This window comes from Polaromonas sp. P2_G11 (assembly GCF_056403595.1).
Genome location: NZ_JBFUFE010000001.1, coordinates 950,957 through 966,061 on the forward strand (window position 1 = coordinate 950,957; position 15,105 = coordinate 966,061).

At 63.6% G+C, this 15,105-nt stretch carries 14 protein-coding genes; 1 reads left to right on the forward strand and 13 read right to left on the reverse strand.

Features of this window, described 5'->3' with window-relative positions; all coding sequences use genetic code 11:
- Positions 1–224 precede the first annotated feature (224 nt).
- From AC1DWQ_RS04620 to AC1DWQ_RS04645, 6 genes are all read right to left on the reverse strand, one after another.
- Positions 225–2,639 carry a TIM-barrel domain-containing protein gene (locus AC1DWQ_RS04620; RefSeq protein ID WP_477668574.1) on the reverse strand — a complete coding sequence of 805 codons (2,415 nt, stop codon included), beginning with the start codon at positions 2,637–2,639 and terminating at the stop codon, positions 225–227.
- A gap of 33 nt (positions 2,640–2,672) precedes the next feature.
- Complete coding sequence (locus tag AC1DWQ_RS04625; protein WP_477668575.1) at positions 2,673–3,674, reverse strand: ABC transporter ATP-binding protein; 1,002 nt, start codon at positions 3,672–3,674, stop codon at positions 2,673–2,675.
- Positions 3,675–3,688: 14 nt separating this feature from the next.
- On the reverse strand, positions 3,689–4,744 hold the full coding sequence (locus AC1DWQ_RS04630; RefSeq protein WP_477668576.1) for a carbohydrate ABC transporter permease: 1,056 nt from the start codon (positions 4,742–4,744) through the stop codon (positions 3,689–3,691).
- Positions 4,745–4,754: 10 nt separating this feature from the next.
- Positions 4,755–5,744 (reverse strand): carbohydrate ABC transporter permease, encoded by a 990-nt coding sequence (locus AC1DWQ_RS04635; protein ID WP_477668577.1) that lies wholly within the window; start codon positions 5,742–5,744, stop codon positions 4,755–4,757.
- 138 nt (positions 5,745–5,882) lie between these two features.
- The gene (locus AC1DWQ_RS04640; protein ID WP_477668578.1) at positions 5,883–7,172 is read right to left on the reverse strand and encodes an ABC transporter substrate-binding protein; all 1,290 of its coding nucleotides are present in this window, start codon (positions 7,170–7,172) and stop codon (positions 5,883–5,885) included.
- Between the two features lie 50 nt (positions 7,173–7,222).
- The gene (locus tag AC1DWQ_RS04645; RefSeq protein ID WP_477668579.1) at positions 7,223–7,375 is read right to left on the reverse strand and encodes a hypothetical protein; all 153 of its coding nucleotides are present in this window, start codon (positions 7,373–7,375) and stop codon (positions 7,223–7,225) included.
- A 317-nt stretch (positions 7,376–7,692) separates the two neighbouring features.
- Here AC1DWQ_RS04645 and AC1DWQ_RS04650 point away from each other — a divergent pair, with 317 nt between their 5' ends.
- A complete protein-coding gene (locus AC1DWQ_RS04650; RefSeq protein ID WP_477668580.1) occupies positions 7,693–8,721 on the forward strand; it encodes a LacI family DNA-binding transcriptional regulator in 1,029 nt (342 codons plus the stop codon).
- Positions 8,722–8,747: 26 nt separating this feature from the next.
- Here the strand turns inward: AC1DWQ_RS04650 and AC1DWQ_RS04655 are convergent, their stop codons facing one another.
- The 7 genes from AC1DWQ_RS04655 to AC1DWQ_RS04685 all read right to left on the reverse strand — a co-directional run bounded on the left by AC1DWQ_RS04655 (position 8,748) and on the right by AC1DWQ_RS04685 (position 14,980).
- Complete coding sequence (locus tag AC1DWQ_RS04655) at positions 8,748–9,791, reverse strand: hypothetical protein (RefSeq protein WP_477668581.1); 1,044 nt, start codon at positions 9,789–9,791, stop codon at positions 8,748–8,750.
- Entirely contained in the window at positions 9,788–10,825 is a 1,038-nt protein-coding gene (locus AC1DWQ_RS04660) for a hypothetical protein (protein ID WP_477668582.1), read from the reverse strand. Before AC1DWQ_RS04660 ends, AC1DWQ_RS04655 begins: the two co-directional genes overlap by 4 nt.
- A 162-nt stretch (positions 10,826–10,987) precedes the next feature.
- Complete coding sequence (locus tag AC1DWQ_RS04665) at positions 10,988–11,149, reverse strand: hypothetical protein (protein ID WP_007863796.1); 162 nt, start codon at positions 11,147–11,149, stop codon at positions 10,988–10,990.
- Between the two features lie 75 nt (positions 11,150–11,224).
- Complete coding sequence (locus tag AC1DWQ_RS04670; RefSeq protein WP_477668583.1) at positions 11,225–12,061, reverse strand: amidohydrolase family protein; 837 nt, start codon at positions 12,059–12,061, stop codon at positions 11,225–11,227.
- Between the two features lie 3 nt (positions 12,062–12,064).
- Positions 12,065–13,093 carry a tripartite tricarboxylate transporter substrate binding protein gene (locus AC1DWQ_RS04675; protein ID WP_477668584.1) on the reverse strand — a complete coding sequence of 343 codons (1,029 nt, stop codon included), beginning with the start codon at positions 13,091–13,093 and terminating at the stop codon, positions 12,065–12,067.
- 36 nt (positions 13,094–13,129) lie between these two features.
- Positions 13,130–13,879 (reverse strand): GntR family transcriptional regulator, encoded by a 750-nt coding sequence (locus AC1DWQ_RS04680; RefSeq protein ID WP_477668585.1) that lies wholly within the window; start codon positions 13,877–13,879, stop codon positions 13,130–13,132.
- A gap of 138 nt (positions 13,880–14,017) precedes the next feature.
- Positions 14,018–14,980 carry a Bug family tripartite tricarboxylate transporter substrate binding protein gene (locus AC1DWQ_RS04685; RefSeq protein WP_477668586.1) on the reverse strand — a complete coding sequence of 321 codons (963 nt, stop codon included), beginning with the start codon at positions 14,978–14,980 and terminating at the stop codon, positions 14,018–14,020.
- Positions 14,981–15,105: the final 125 nt, after the last annotated feature.

The following is a 15,105-nucleotide window of genomic DNA, read 5'->3' on the forward strand; positions in this document are numbered from 1 at the left end:
CCGGTTGTGGTGAAAGCGGCCGCCAAGCCGACAGATGCAAGGGGTCGCATGATAAGGGCCAACATTTGAAGCCTTCCGTAGTGAATTGTCGTCACTGCAGGACAGCATGCAAAGGACGTGCCAGAACTCCGGCCATCGTGTTTCACCGTCACGGCATACCGCCAAGGCTGGTGATCCGCTGCCCGGGATCGCAGCGGCCCAGGACACATTTCCCTCGTATAGGGTCAAAGCTTCAGCGTCAGCCGCCTCCAGGCGCCTTCGAGCTGATCCTGCACCAGCGCCCCGCCGTCAAAGCTAAGCGGGCGTTGCTCTGTTGCCGGCAACAGCAAGACCAGGTTGTCTTGCACAGGCGGCTGTGCGCCCTCACGGAACACCGCGATGCGCAGGCCTTGCTCGGTGCAATCAACACGCAGGCGCCACTGCCCATAAGCACCGCTACGCCAGGCCTGGCTATGGCCGTCGTCTTCAAAACAGCTTGCTTCGAAACTTCCCGCACCCTGATGGGGAAAGACCTGGAAGCCGCGCAGATCTTCGACCGCTGCGAAATGGATTTCTCCCAGATTCAGCGGTATGGCGCAGCCTTCGCGTGCCAGCAATGGGGGCGGACCATCCAGCGGCGCATTCAGCGTGATCCGCTGGCCGGCTTTCACGTACCGCGCGGTGTGCGCCTCGTACCAACCGCCGGTGCCGGGCAGCCACACGCGGCGCTCGGTCTGGCCGGGCTCGACCACCGAGGCCACCAGCAAATGTGCGCCCAGCAGCATGTCGTCGTTTTCTTCCAGGCAGTGCGTGTCTTCCGGGAAGTCGTGGTACGTCGGCCGGATGATGGGTTCGTAGGCGCGGTGGTAACGCCACACCAGGTCATACAGGTAAGGCATGAGCCGGTAGCGCAGGCGGATCAACTCGCGCACCTGGGGCGTGACCTCGGGGTACATCCAGGGCTCATTGACGGTTCCGTCGTCGTTCCATGAGTGGATGCTGAAGCGCGGCAGGAAGATGCCGTGCTGCACCCAGCGCAGCAGCAACTCGGGCCCCGGCGCAGGACCGGAAAAACCGCCTATGTCGTGCCCGGTGTTGGACACGCCCGACATCGCCAGGCCCAGGCCCATGCGGATGTTGTAGCGCAGCGTTTCCCAGGCCGTGTAGTTGTCGCCCGACCAGGTCTGCACATAGCGCTGCATGCCGGCGGCGCCTGAGCGCGACACCAGGTAGGGCCGCTCCGCGGGCGCGAACTCGGACTGCGCGGCGTGCGATGCCTGCATCATCAGCAGGGTCTGCAGCGGGCGCACCTCGCGCGCGGGACGCGGCGCGCCGAAACCGTGGGCCAGCGCCTTGTCGCTCCAGATCTCGTATTCGTTGTTGTCATTCCAGGTGGCGGGGATGCCGTATTCGAGCAGCTGCTCAGTCACCTGCTTCTTCCACCAAGCGATGGTCTTGGGGTTGGTGAAGTCAAGGTAGGCGCCTGTGCCGTCCCAGAACTGTATGGCGGTGGGCTGGCCATCCGGGTCGTTGACAAGAAGGCCAGCCTGGCGGGCTTCCTCGAAACGCGGATGGTCGCGCAACAGCGCGGGCTTGATGTTCGGCACCAGGCGCACGCCGCGGTCGAGGTAGCTCTGCACGAAGACCGCAGGGTCGGGAAACTTCTCGCGGTTCCAGTTGAAGACGTAGCGGCCCGGGCCAATGGAGGTGTAGCCCGACGACAGGTGGAACGAGTCGCAGGGAATGTCGTGCTCTTCACAGCGTTCAAGGAACTCGCCCATGCGCTCCTGGGCATTGGGCGCGTCGGTGTAGCTCATGGTCGAGCCTGAATAACCCAGCGCGTAGCGCGGCGGGAAGATGGGCCGGCCGGTGAGCCAGGTGTAGCGGCGCGTGATGGCGGCCGGGTCGTCACCGGCGATGTAATACAGATCCAGGTCACCGTGGTCGGCCACAAAGTAACGGTAGTGGCCGTGGTAGTTGTCCATCTCGCGGCCCATGTCGAAGCTGCAATCGGACAAGGTGTCGTAGAACAAACCGAAACACAGGCCGGCGTCTTTTTCACCACCTTTGCGCGTGATGTAGAACGGGATGTGCTTGTACAGCGGGTCGGTGCTGCGTGCGCTGTAGCCCATGGGGTCGAGGTTGCACATGCGGTAGCGCTGGCCGGCACGGTTGGCGTCGCCGGCGCGCTCGCCCAGGCCGAAGTAGGCTTCGCCGCGTTCGCGCTGCAGGTAGTGGTAGACCTTTTCGTCCCACCAGCCGAAGTTGTAGCTCTGCGTGGAACGGTCGGCGGCGGTGGCCTGCCAGCGGCCCTGTTGCCGGCTTTCCCAGCGGCAAAAGAAGCCTTCGAGCGCGATGGTCAGGCGCACGGCGCCTGTGGTGATCTGTAGTTGTGAGCCCTCTTCCTTGAGTTCGAATGCGGGCAGCGAAAAGCCGCTCACGTCGAAGCGGTCGCGGCCTTCAACGGGCAAGTTTTCAAGTCCAGGCGCCACGGTCCAGCTGCGCGGCATCTGCAGCCGTCCTTGCGGCAGCACCAGCACACGAACGATGTCTTCTTCGAGCACCCAGATGTGGGCCGTGGCGCCACTGGTGCTGTTCAGGACGAGGTGGTTGCCGCTGCGCGATTGCAGGGCGAAAGTGGGAGCTTGGTCAAGGCGCATGGTCGGCTGGTCAATGTTTCGTGTGGCGCAGGTTCAAAGACGCAAGCCGTTCTGGTCGAAGAAATGCAGGTGCTCCGAAGGTGCGGTCACCTTGACGGTGTCGCCGCGCTGGATGTTGGTCTGCCCGCTCAGGATGATTTCAAAAGGCGCGTCAGGCACCACGTGGCCATGCAGAATGCTGGTACTTCCCAGTTGCTCGACCTGCGACACCTTCATCTGCAGCGGGCCGTCGTTGGACAGTTGCGCATGTTCGGGCCGGATGCCCACGGTGTGGGCTCCGGGCCTGGCGCCAGGCATCTGCGCCACCGGCACGAAATTCATGCGCGGGCTGCCGATGAAGCCGGCCACGAACTGGTTGCAGGGCTGGTTATACAGCTCCAGCGGCGAGCCAACCTGCTCGATGCGGCCGGCGCGCAGCACCACGATCTTGTCGGCCATGGTCATGGCCTCGACCTGGTCGTGGGTGACGTAAATCATGGTCGCGCCCAAGCGGGCGTGCAGGTCACGGATCTCGGCGCGCATGGAAACGCGCAGTTCAGCATCGAGGTTGGACAGCGGCTCGTCGAACAGGAAAAGCTTGGGTTCGCGCACGATGGAGCGACCTATGGCTACGCGCTGGCGCTGGCCGCCGGAGAGCTGGGTGGGTTTGCGCTGCAGCAGCGGCGTGAGCTGCAGCATGGCGGCGGCGGCGTTGACCTTGCTTTCGATGACCGGCCTGGCCACACCCAGGTTCTCCAGGCCGAAGGCCATGTTGTCGTAGACGCTCATGTGCGGGTACAGCGCATACGACTGGAACACCATGGAGCAGCCGCGGTGCGCAGCGCTCACGTCATTGACACGCTTGCCGTCGATGCAGATGTCGCCGCTGCTGGCGGGCTCCAGCCCCGAGATGATTCGCAGCAACGTGGATTTTCCGCAGCCCGAGGGGCCGACGAAGACCACAAATTCACCGTCGGAAACGGTCAGGTCTACGCCATGGATGATGGTGATTTTGTCAAAGGTTTTGACGACACTGGCAAGTTCAAGAGTGGCCACGGAGAGTCCTCGGTTTATTTGACGCCGGCGCTGGCAATGCCGGTGGCGATGTATTTCTGCAGAAAGGCAAAGACCAGGGTGATCGGAATCAGGGTGATCACGGTCATCGCCAGCAGGTAGTGCCACTGCGTGTTGAGTTCGCCCTGGAAGGCGTTGAGCGCGAGCTGCAAGGTGAAGTGCTCCGACTTGGACAACACGATCAGCGGCCAGAGAAAATCGTTCCAGCGCCACATGAACGAGAAAATGGCCAGCACCGCCATGGCCGGCGCAGCCAGGGGCAGGATGATCTTCCAGTAGATACGCCACTCGCTGGCGTTGTCCATGCGGGCGGCCTCGAGCAGCTCGTCAGGAATGGTCAGCATGTATTGGCGCAGCAGGAACACGCCCGTGGGCGTGGCCACCGCGGGCAGGATCACGCCCCAGAGGTTGTTCAAGAGGTTCAGTTCCGAGATCACCAGAAAAGCCGGCACCAAAATGATGGTGGGCGGAATCATCAGCGTGGCGATGATCAGCACAAACACCGTCTTTTGCCCGGTGAACTGGTACTTGGACAGCGCGAAGGCCGCCATCGAATTGAACAGCAGCGTGAGGATGGTCGCTACCACGGTGATGAACACGCTGTTCCAAAGGTAAGTGCCGAAGGCGAACTTGCCGAACAGCTCGGTGTAGTTGCCGCCGGCAAACTTGAGTTCATTCACCGGTTTGCGGTCGTTGATGTTCACGCGCAGTTCGGTCTGCGGCGCCGCGGGGTCGACCATGGTGGCGACCAGGCCGATGCGGCGCACCTGGGCCAGTTCGCGGATGTTGCCCTGCTCATCCTTGGCGCGGAACAGCGGCAGGGGCTTGTCGTAACCGGTCACCACGGCTTCTTTCTGGCTGTAGGGCAGAAAGGTCGGCGGGAACTGGCTCAGCGCGCTTTCGGTCTTGAACGACGACATCACGAGCCACAGCACAGGGCCGAACATCACGATGAGGCCTGCCAGCAGGTAGGCGTAGGAGACCCAGTCGGTCCAATGCAGGCGGGTGCCGCCGTGCTTGTGACCCTGGGTACGGGTAAAGAAATTGGCCATCGCTTTTTCCTTACTTCCTGATTTTTCCGGCCTCGCCGGCTTTGGACAGCCGCAGCTGCGCGAGCGTCAGGGCCATCAGGCCGGCGGCCAGGATCAGCGAGGCCGCGGCAGCCAGGCCATACAGGTGGATCTGTTCGGCAAAACCGGTCTGGTAGATGTACTGCACGATGAAGGTGGTGGCCGAGCCCGGGCCGCCGCCGGTGAGCACAAACACCTCGTCAAAGCTCTGCACCGCGCGGATCATCACCAGCACCAGCACCACGATCAGGTTGGGCATGAGCAGCGGCAGCGTGATGCGCCTGAGCACACGCCACGGCGGCGCGGCGTCCATCTCGGCGGCTTCGTAAACGTCTTTCGGGATGGCCTGCAGGCCGGCCAGCAGAATGAGTGTGTAAAAGCCCATGTGGGCCCAGATGGATACCACCACCACCCAGAAAAATGCCCAGTGCCGGTCCAGCAACCAGTCCATCGGTGAGGCGCCCATGGCCACTAGGCCGGCATTGAACACGCCCTGGCTTTGCAGCAGCCATTTCCAGATCAGCGCCACCACCACCGGCGACAGCAGCACCGGGTAGAAAAACACGCCACGCCAAAAGCCGCGGCCTATGATTTTCCGGTTCAGCACCAGGGCCGTGACCAGCGAGAAGAACACCATCAAGGCCACCTGGATCAGGCTGAACTTCACCGTGTTGGCGATGGAGCGCCAGAAGATGTCGGTGCGGCAGGTCTGCAGGTCGGTGTAGTCGCGGCATTCAAGCAGGATGGCGAAGTTCTCCAGCCCGGTGAAAGGCCGTTGCGTGGGCAGAAGGTTCACCCCGCCGGTCACCGCATACACCAGGTTCACCACGATGGGCAAAAAGGTGAAGAGGCTGATCACCACCAGGTTGGGCCCGACAAAGAGCCAGCCTATGCGCGAAGCACCCAGCCATCTCTGGCCCAGCCGGAAAACCGGCTCGAACAGGTTGAACAAAAAGCCCAGGAAAGCTGAGAAAACCGACATACCGACTCCGATCTATGTATGACGCCACCAGCACATTGCCTTACGCCAGGTACACCGCGGAACTGGCTCCGCCAGGCCGCAGGTGTCGCCCCCTGCAAGGGGGGAGGCGCGCACGAAGTGCGCGCCACGGGGGTGTGCCTATTTTTCGGCTTGTTTTACCGCTTCGGCCATGTCGGTGCCGATCTTGGTCACGGCCTCGTCCACGCTGATTTCTCCCACGATGGCCTGAGTGACCCGGGTCACGGTCGGCAGCATCAGGGCGCGGTTGTACTTGTAGCCTTGCAGCGCGTAGGCCGGCGGCGCGATGGTGGCGGTGCCGCTGCTGAACACACCCAGCGCGGCCTGTGCCGCAGGGCCGGCAGTCGGATAGCTCACGCCTTTTTTGGCCACGCCGGCATGGGCCGGGATGTTGTTGGTGCGTGAGGCGAATTCAGCGACGTTGGCTTCCTGCGCCATGAAATCCAGGAAGCGGCCCACTTCCTTCGGGGACTTGGTGGTCTTCAGCGCCACCCAGGCCGCGCCGCCGGGCATGCCCGAGCAGGCGGCGGGACCGCAGGGGTTGGGCACGGCGACCCAGTCGAAGGCGTTGCCGATTTCTTTTTGCATGCGGTTGATCTGCCATGAACCCGACAGGATCATCACCACGCGGCCGTTCTTGAACTCGCCCACCGCGTCGGCATAGCTGGAGCCGCCCGAGCCGCCCCAGACGTCTTTGAGCATGGTGCCGTCCTTGTGCCAGGCAACGAACTTGCCCACGGCGGTCTTGTAGCCGGCATCCACCGTGAGGTTTCCCTTGACGTCGAAAATCTTCGCGCCATAGCTGACGGCGGGGCCGGCGAAGCGGTGGCCCGAACGGTCCCAGGCCATGGCGGCCGGGGTCTGCGTGGCCTTGGCCACCTTGCGCGCCGCGTCGGCCCACTCTTCCCAGGTGGCCTTGGGGCCGGGCATGGGCACCTTGGCCTGCTCGAACAAGGTCTTGTTGACGAAGGGGCCGGTCATGGTCATCTGCGACAGGAAACCATAAATGCCCTTGTCGCCCGCCTTGTTGCGCATCCAGGGCAAGGTGCTGCCGAAGTTGTCTTCCCAGTACTTGCGGTCCTTCACATGGGCGCTGATGTCGATGTAGTTCTTCGACAGGCCGCCAATTTCGGCGACACGCGCGATGTCGGGTCCCTGCCCCGCCGCGAGCTGCACGGGCAGCTGCTCTACCACCGTCTTGTAGGGCACCACGTCAAGGATCACCTTGGCGCCAGCGTTCTGGGCTTCATAACGCTTGATGAGGTCGGCCGTGACATCGCATTCATTGCCGTCCTGGTAGCACATGACGCGAATGTCGGCGAAGGCGCTGGTGGCCAGCGTGGCGACGGCGGCACCCAGGAGGCCGGCGCGCGTGGCACGCCTGGCGAGAAAACGAAGCTGGAAGTTCATGGTTGTCTCTTTCTGGAAAAAGGAAGGATGGGGCCGATCGGTCGTCGGCTTCAGGAATGCGCGCCGGCCGCCGGCGCAGGGAACGCCCAGGCCGCATGGCTGGGATGGGTGACCGCGGCGCTGGGATCGCCGCGATCAACTCGAGCGAGCAGCGTCGGCAGGGGCTTGCCGCGGCTGTGCGTGCTGCTGGAGGTGAAAACCATGTCGTCCTGTGCCGTTGTGTTGCGATCGTTGGCGGTTTTGGCTATTATGGCAAACGTTTGCCAACCATTGGCAATCGTTTGCCATACTTGTCAGTCGCGGCTTTCTCGGTTATATGTTTTGTCTTGGCACGCACTGATCGCGCCGCCGGTCGGCCACCTGCCCTCGCCTCTTGGCCCCTTGTTTTCCCAAAATACGACCCATCGATGCTTCGCTTTCCACTCGCCGGACTCCCGCCTCGCCATTCGCGTGTCCCGCCTTCGCGCCAACCCAACATTCGCTGCGGCGTCCAGACCCGGCAGGCCTGCCGCCCGCACCGATGACCGACGACACCCCGCGCAGGCGCAAGGGCGTCGGCCCGGTTTCGCTGAGCGAAGTCGCCGTGCAGGCCGGCGTCTCAATCTCCACCGTCTCGCGCATCGTGAACGGCGAGACCCGGCGGGCTTCGCCGGAAACGCTGGCGCGCGTGCGCGAGGCGATCAAGACCGTGGGCTACCACCCCAACCAGCTTGGACGCGCGCTACGCAACCGTGAGAGCCGCCTGGTCGCGATGCTGGCCGCCAACCTCGACAACCCGGTGATGGCCACGCTGGCCGCCTCCACCGAGGCCGCGCTGCGCGAGGCCGGCTACACGATGATCCTGTGTGACACGCACGACCGGCCGGAGCTGCAGGACGACTATCTCAACGCCATGCGTTCGCAGGTCGTGCAAGGCTACGTGATGGTCGCGGCTCAGCCCAGTGCCGGCCTGCGCGACTTCGTGGAGCGCGGTGCGCCTATGGTCTTCGTGAGCCGGCGCAGCCCGTTCGGCACATGTTCCTTCGTGGGGCCGGACAACCTGGCGGCCGGCGCCGCCGCCGCAGACTACCTGCTCGACCGCGGCGTCGACGCGCCGGCCGTGGTATTTCCGTCGCGCGGATCGTCCACGACCAGGGAACGCGTGCAGGGCTTCTGCGAGCGGGCCGGCACCAGAGGCTTGTCAACCGACCGGATCCGACGGGTAGAGGCCCCGGGCATCTCGCACCTGGAAATCGGCTACGCCGCCGGGGCCCAGTTCGCGGCGCCCGGCGCCTGGCCGCGTGGCGCGATGTGCATCAGCGACCAGGTCGCCTATGGCCTGCACCGCATGGCCCGCGAGAGCGGGATCCGGGTGCCCGGCGACTGCGAGCTGGTCGGCATCGACGGCAACCCGATCAATGCCTGGCTTGCCCCGTGGCTCACCTCGGTCGAAATTCCGCATCAGGATTTCGGACCGGTCATCGTGGACCTGATGCTGAGCCTGTGGGGCGGCGAAGCACCACGCGAACGCCTCATGCCGCACCGCATGGCGGCTGCGCTCGAGACCTGAAACCGGCCAGGCCTGCGCCGGATGCGTCACGCGCCGGGTTTAGGTCTTTTCCAGATCACGCCGTCCACCAGGTAGTGATGGAAATTCACGGTGAAATGCAAAATGAATACGGTGGGCAGGCCCAGCCAGATCAGTTGCCGGCCGGCCACCGACAGCGCTTCGTACATCACCGCGCCCAGCACCAGGCATACGGCGAGGTATTTGGCCGCATTTTTGAACGGCTTCACCGGGCGCTGAATGTCCTGGCTGCCGATGGATCGTTGGCCGTCCGCGCCCGGCAACTGCGCATCACGGCGCACATTCTGCAGCCATACAAACTGCAGGTATTGCAGGTTGTGCCAGATATTGACGACCAGCCAACCCGACGTGATGTCCGTGACCCACAGGTAGGCGACTGCGGTGACAAGCAGGTGCGACGCTACAAACAGGCTGTGCCCCGCGTTGAGCCGCCCGGCCAGCGCAAGGCGCACCTGCCGGTACGCCCACCATGCGCATACCAGCACAGCGGCGATGCCTGTTGCGCCAGTCAACGCGGCGTCGACAGGCGGCAGGTAGATGGGATAACCATAAAAAGAGTCGGGTGCCGTTGTACACCGGTGCATCAGGCCCCAAAGCGGAAAGAGGTAGATCAGGCTTTCCGACAAACGATCCGGGCCCGCTGCTTGCGGGTCGGCCCTTCTGTACGCCCTTGAAATGCCGAAGGACTGCCGGGTGACATGGTAGGTCTGGGCTATGAAGTACAAGGTGAACAGGCCACCCAGCTCATAGGCTAGTGCCACCATCGTGACCCCGGCAAGCACGATGAGCGGCAAACCAAAAATCAGGAACCAGTGCTTTTTAACGCGGGCTTTATCAAACCCGACCCGGGTGTAGGTTGCAATGACATGGGGGTTGGCAAACAACCAGATATCCACCAGCACCACCGCCACAAACATCGCCGGCGAGATCGTCGCCAAAGCGCCCAGAGCAAACGCGATACCCACTGTGCCAAAGAGAAACAGCCTGTCAAACCACGGCCCATGGAGAAACGGGCCATGAGTACCTGCGCCAACAGACAGGCGCAGGCTCATGTCACAACCATAGGAAGCGGAGGCGGGCGGGGTGAGCCCAATGGGGCGGATTTTGGCGGCCGGATGAACTGGGTTCTTGGCCGAAGATACCGTTCCGTGGCCGCCTTCGTTTGATCGTAGGCGCTGTTGAGGCCGGCTTCAAACCGCGCAGCCAGTGTCAACCTGCCGGACACGGCGGACAAACCCGCGGGCGGCAATGCCTGATAGGGGTCATACACCGACCTTGTCTCGCACGGGTAACAAAAGCCGTCGCTGTCAAACTGGCTCGCGATTTGAATCGAATAAACCACACCGGCGGGTTTATCGCCGTCAACCGGAAAAGAAAATGCCAGAACGGAATCAGCCGCATCGGCGGCAGGATTGCTGTCGCGCAACAGAATGAACCCGGAATCCGTGAAGGCACGGACCACCTCCCGCTTCAGATCCGGCAATTTGACCTTGGCGTAAGAGTTGTCGTAACCCGGACGGTTACGCTCCCCGCTCCACATGTTTTTGTAATCAAACCCGTGCTGGGGATCCAGGTAATCCCGGGATTTGCTTTTGATTGACGCATACGCTTGGTCGATATCAGAATAGAGCCGGCTGCTGAGATCGTATTGAGCCATCCATGGCAGTTTCCCCATGTCCCTCTCGTTCAGTATTCGCCCCCTTCGCAAGAAGCAATTCATGCATTTGTTCTTGACAATGGTGCCGTCAACCTTGAATTCAAAAATCATGGTTCCGGATTTGCCGTTCTTATCCATGGGATAAGAGAACTGAAAGACCGTGCTGTCATCCGCATCTTTTCTTTTAGCAAGCAGGGAAAAATTGAATTCCGAAAATGAATCAACCAGCATTTGATTCAAATGATCCGCCCTGATATTGCGGTAGATCGCCACGGGAAATGCGTGCGGCACCCAAGGATCTATTGTTACGACGGGTTTTGCAACTGGCTGGCTGCTTGAAATGGAAAAACATCCAAGTCCCAGGATCAATGCCAAAAAAACTGCAATTCTGGACAACATTTTCAGTACTCCCCCGTTGGCGTTATCCATGGATTAAACATCATGGCCGTCTTCCATCAAGAGGAGTTTTATCTCGATTGGATGCCACATTGAATCCAATTCACCGAACGCCAGCAATTTTGGCCATGAAAAAAGCGCCTGAAGAGGCGCTTTTTTATGGATGCGGCCGGGAGCCGCATCAGCAAAACCAGCTCAACCCTGGTGGGGGCGCTTGCCTGGGTTCTTTTTGCTGCGGGTGTGCGAACCGCGCTCCAGGCTGATCTTCTGGCCGCGGCCGGTCGTGATGGTGTAGCCCTTGGGAGGGACTGGCTTGGGGGCGCAGATGTCGGCTTCGACTCTGATTTTCTTGGGCATGGAAGACTCCGGGTTAAAAATGGCGTAGCCCGTGATTTTAAGCCACTCCGGGGCTGCAGGCCTCCGCCGGGCTTATCAGGCGTACAAGGCGACCGGCGCCTGCTCCCGGACGCACTGTGTTTGGGCCGCCGCCAGCGTGCGCGCCACGGGCTCCCAGGTGCTGGCGTAGGCGGGCAGCGCGTCGGGCGCAAAGGCGGTATGCGGCCAGTCGGAGCCCCAGACCAGGCGCCGGCCGAACAGCCCCGCAACCTTGCGGATGACCTCGTCCAGCGCCTCATACGGCGCTTGCACGCCCAGGCGGTACCAGCCCGAAAGCTTGACCCAGGCGCCCTGGGCGGCGAGTTGCTCCAGTGCCCGCCAGGCCGGGTGATCCGGAGGAATGCCGGCGTGCATGCCGGCGAGGTGATCCAGCACCGCCGGCACCGGGCTGGCCGCATGCAGGGCCGCGATCACGGGCAGGTCTTGCGGTGCCGCATACCACTGCACATGCCAGCCCAGCGCGCGCAGGCGCGGCGCCAGGGCCTGGAAGCTGTCCCGGGCGCCGTCACCCTCCCCGGCCTTGAGGCTGTCCCCGACGGGAGACACTAGGTTAAAGCGCACACCGCGCACGCCGAGCGCATGCATGGCCTGCAGCGCCGCATCGTCGATGGAAGGCGGCAGCACCACCACACCGCGATGCCGCCCGCCACCGGCACGCAAGGCGTCCAGCAACACCGTGTTGTCGGTGCCGTAGACGCTGGGCTGCACCAGCACCAGGTGGCCGAAGCCATGGCTTTGGGCCAGTTGCTCGATGTCCGCCAGCGGCCGGTGCGCGGGCTGGTAATGGCCCGGCGCGACAGCCGCAGCGGCGTCAAAGACGTGGACGTGGCTGTCCCAGCCGGGCGCCACCGGGTCAGGCGTGGAACTCTGCACCGCTTAACCCGTGGTGATCTTGCGGTCTTTGATGATGCGGCCCCATTTGAGCTGCTGGGCCTTGAGGAAAGCCTGCGTCAGCGCTTCAGGGCCCTCGGGGAAGGCTTCGCCGCTCAGGCTGCGGATACGGCCCAGCACTTCGGGGTCGGCCATGGTCTTGCGGATAGCGGCGATCAGCGCAGCTTTGGACTTGGCGTCTATACCAGCTGGGGCCAGCACCGGGTTCCACTCGAGCACCTCATAAGCCGGCACGCCGGCTTCTTCCATGGTCGGCATGTCGGGCAGCGAGCGCGTGCGGCGCCGGCTGGTCACCGCCAGCGGGCGCAGCCGGCCCGACTGGATCTGCCCCAACGAGGAGGCCACGTTGGCGAAGAACAGCGGCACCTGGCCAGCCATCACGTCGTTCATGGCCGGGCCGCCGCCGCGGTAAGGCACGTGCACCAGCTTCACGCCGGCCAGGTCTTCAAACAGCGCACCGGCAAGGTGCTGGGCCGAACCGTTGCCGGAGGAGGCATAGGCGATCTGCCCGGGTTTGGCCTTGGCCAGGCGTATCAGGTCCTTGACGCTTTTGGCCTCAAAACCGGGCGTGCACACCAGCACGTTGGGGAACTGCGCCAGCACGGCCAGTGGCGCGAACGCCGTGTCGGTGTCGTAGGGCAGCTTGGGATAAAGCGCGGGATTGACGGCGAAGGACGAGGCATCGACCAGCAACTGCGTGCCGTCGGGCGCGGCGCGCGCCACCTGTGTCGCGGCGATCTGGCCGCCGGCGCCGGGTTTGTTGTCGACCAGCACGGTCTGGCCCAGGAACTCGGCCATGCGCGGCGCGATCAGCCGCGCCATCAGGTCGGCGCCGCCGCCCGCGGCATAGGACACGACCAGCGTGATCGGCTTGCCGCCGGCGATCTGGCCCGCGGCATGGGCGGCAAAGGCCCAAGGTGCGGCGACGGCCGCGCCCGCGGCCTGCAGCACGAGGCGGCGCGAGCGGTTCAGGGGTTGCGCTTTGCTTGCAGGGTGGTTGCTTGGGTGTGACATGGTTTTCTCCGATTTCGGGGGGTGTTCAAGGGACGTTCAGGTGATGGTGACGGTGTAGTGAAAAGCGTGGGCGTCGCCCCGCGTGTAGCGCACTTCGACGCAATGGCCGGCCAGGTCGTAGGCGCAGCGCGTGACCAGCGCACAGGGATGGCCGGCCGACAGGGCCAGGTGGCCGGCCTGCGCCGCCGTCAGCGCGCCGAAGCCGATTTCATCGACCGCGCGGGCCACGTGCACGCCGCAGCGTTCGGCAAACATCGGGTAGAGCAGGTCGCCCCAGCTGCCGGTATCGCTCTCGACGAGCTCGGCAAACAGGGCCGGGGGCAGCCAGATTTCCTCATAAACACAGGGCTGGCCCGAGAGCGACCGCACGCGTTGCAGCCGCAGCGCCATATCGCCGCGTGCCAGGCCCAGGCGCCGTGCCACCTCGGCGGGCGCGACCAGCAGCCGGCGCGAAACGATGTGCGAGGCCGGCACTTCACCCGTGCCCTCGCCGAAGCGGAAAAACCGCATCATGGTGCCGCCCGTCATGCCTGCGCGCACAAAGGTGCCGCGGCCATGGATGCGCTCTATCAGCCCCTGGTCGGCCAGCAGTTCCAGCGCGCGGCGCAGCGTGCCCAAGGCCACGCCGTGTTCGGCGGCCAGGGTCTGCTCGGCCGGCAAAGCGCTGCCCGGCGGCCATTCGCCCGCCACCACGCGTGCGCGCAAGGCGGCGGCCAGGGCGGCGTAACGGCTTTGGCCCGGTTCGGCGGGCACCACGGTCAATGAAGGGCTTGCTGGAATGGCCATAATTGATCTAGTCCTATAGATGACTAGATCATGTCATGCATCCAGACTTTTGTTTCCTAGGGTTTACACGGAGCGCTGCGGCCCATAAAAAAGGCGGCACCCATCGGGCGCCGCCTTGCGCGGAAAAGCGTGAACCGTTTATTCGATGGTCGCGCCGGAAGTCTGCACGATGCCCTTCCACTTCACATAGTCGGTCTTAAGCAGGCTGGAGAACTGCTCGGGCGTCATGTTCTGCACTTCGGCGCCCTGGGCGTGGATGGCGGCCTTCATCTCGGGCGTGGCCAGCAGCTTGTTGACCTCGGCATTGACGGTGGCGACGATGTCCTTGGAAGTGCCGGCCGGCATGAAGAGGCCGTACCAGGTGCTGACGTCAAAGTCCTTGTAGCCCAGTTCGGCCACCGTGGGCACGTCCGGCAGCGAGGTGCTGCGGCGGGCCGAGGTGACGGCCAGCGGGCGCAGCTTGCCCGACTTGATCTGGGCAATGGCCGAGGGCAGCGAGGACACCATGAGGTCCACGTTGCCGGCCAGCACGTCCATCATGGCCGGGTTGGAACCCTTGTAGGGCACGTGGCGCAGCTTGATGTTGGCGGCGCTGTTGAAGATCTCGCCGGCCAGGTGGATGGTCGTGCCATTGCCGGGCGAGCCGTAGGTGATGGAGTCGGGCGCTGCTTTGGCTGCCGCCACCACGTCGGCCAGCGTCTTGAAGCGCGACTGCACGCCCGTGACGATCACCACCGGCGTGTAAGCCACATGGGCCACCGCCACCAGGTCTTTGGTCGGGTCGTAGCTGAGGTTCTTGTAGAGCCAGGGGGCAACAACCAGGTTGTCCTTCTGGCCCATGACCATGTCATAGCCCGTAGGCGCTGCGCGTACGGCTTCGGCAATGCCGATGGTGCCGCCGGCGCCGCCGCGGTTATCGGGCACCACGGTCCACTTGCTGACCTCCGTCAATTTGGTGGCCACCAGGCGCGACAGGATGTCGGTGCCGCCGCCGGGCGGAAACGGAACGATCAGGCGTATCGGCTTGGCCGGGTATGTTTGGGCCTGCGCGGCACAGAGCATGAGCGCGAGAGCGATGAACGACAAAAACTTGCGAAGCATGGGGAAAGGTCTCCTTATGGGGCTTGGCAAGCATAAGGCGAATGGAAAAGACGCACCCGCTTGCAGCCGGTTTGACCTCAGATTTTATTCGGCGGCCTGTCTATACAACATGGCGGTGCCGCGCG